Source organism: Halorubrum halodurans (assembly GCF_002252985.1).
Classification (GTDB): domain Archaea; phylum Halobacteriota; class Halobacteria; order Halobacteriales; family Haloferacaceae; genus Halorubrum; species Halorubrum halodurans.
This window is the reverse complement of the sequence record NZ_NHPJ01000106.1, coordinates 1-1,526: the sequence shown is the minus strand read 5'-3', so window position 1 is coordinate 1,526 and position 1,526 is coordinate 1. Positions and strand designations below refer to the sequence as shown.

Sequence of the window (1,526 nt, the reverse complement as noted above, 5' to 3'; positions counted from 1 at the left end):
CGCGGAGCACGTACGACCCCGCGCCCATGCTGCCGGGGATGATCACGGGCTGGCCGACCGAGCGGTACGCCTCGGGAACCGCCTCGTGGCCCGCGGGGAACGCCCGCGTCGCCCCCTTCCGGTGGACGTACAGCTCGCGGTCGGCGCGGTCGACCGCCTCCTCGGCGACGGCGGGCCGGCCGTCGGGGCCGACGGGAACCTCGTGGGTCTCCTTCTTGCCGATGTTGTGGGCCACGTCGTACAGGAGTTCCATCCCGAGGTCGTCGATCGGATCGGCGTCGAAGACGTCGCCGAACACCTCGCGGGTCCGGTGGGTGATCAGCTGGCGGTTCACCCACGCGAAGTTGATACACGCCCCCATCGCGCCGTAGTACTCCTCGACCAGCTCGGAGCCCGCGGGCGCGGCCGCGAGCTCCTTGTCCGGCAGCGACTCGAGGAGGTCGGCGTGCTCGGTCTCGATCCGCCGGAGGTAGTCGTTACACGTCTGGTGGCCGAGCCCGCGGCTCCCGCAGTGGATCAGGACGACGACCTGCCCCTCGGAGAGGCCGTACGCCGCGGCGACCTCCTCGCGGAAGACGTCGGTGACGCGCTGGACCTCGAGGAAGTGGTTGCCGGAGCCGAGCGAGCCCATCTGGTTGCGGCCCCGGTCTTTGGCCTTCTGGGAGACGAACTCCGGGCGGGCGTCCGGCCGCCGGCCCTCGTCCTCGCAGTGCGCCAGGTCGCTCTCGATCCCGTATCCCTCCTCGACCGCCCACGCGACGCCGCGCTCGAGCGCCCCCTCGATCGCGTCGGCGTCGCCGTCGATCACGCCGCCGCCGCCGAGCCCCGACGGGATCGCCTCGAAGAGCGCGTCGACGAGTTCGGCCTCGCGGCCGCGGACGTCGTCGTAGTCGAGATCTGTTTTCACCATCCTTACGCCGCAATTTATGTCGTACCCGATGGCTCCGGGCGAGATACAGCCGGTGCGGGCGTCGATCGCGCCGACGCCGCCGACCGGAAACCCGTACCCCTGGTGGCCGTCGGGCATACACAGCGCGGGCTCGACCATCCCGGGGAGGTGCGTGGCGTTCTTGAGCTGTCGAAGGGTGTCGTCCTCGCCGATCTCCTCGAGGAGGTCCTCGCTGGCGAACACCCGCGCCGGGACGTTCATCTCTCCCTCGCGCGGGATCTCCCAGACGTGCTCTCGCACCTTCTCCAGGCGGATCCCGTCGAACTCGCGCGTGGTCATGCGCGGAGGTTCGACGGCGGAGGGGAAGGGCGTTACGTGTGGTCGTCGAGAGGGCGGGCGGATCGAAGCGGTAGCGTCGGAGCGGGCGGATCGCTACCGGTCCGCGGGGTCGCCCGGCAGCCACACGACGTCGTCGTCCGCGAGGGTGAGGCCGGCGAAGACGCGCCCCAACACCACCCCGTACAACAGGTGGGCGACCGCGATGACCGGTAGCGATCCGCCCGCTCCGACGCTACCGCTTCGATCCGCCCGCCCTCTCGACGACCACACGTAACGCCCTTCCCCTCCGCCGTCGAAC

General features: G+C 70.8%; 1 protein-coding gene and 1 pseudogene. Both read right to left on the bottom strand.

The features are described 5' to 3' along the window. A partial coding sequence (locus tag DJ70_RS12335; RefSeq protein WP_094533444.1) for an RtcB family protein occupies positions 1-1,228 on the bottom strand: 1,228 nt, incomplete at its 3' end. Positions 1,229-1,321: 93 nt separating this feature from the next. After that, positions 1,322-1,526, bottom strand: a pseudogene (locus DJ70_RS17475) (hypothetical protein); the annotation flags it as partial.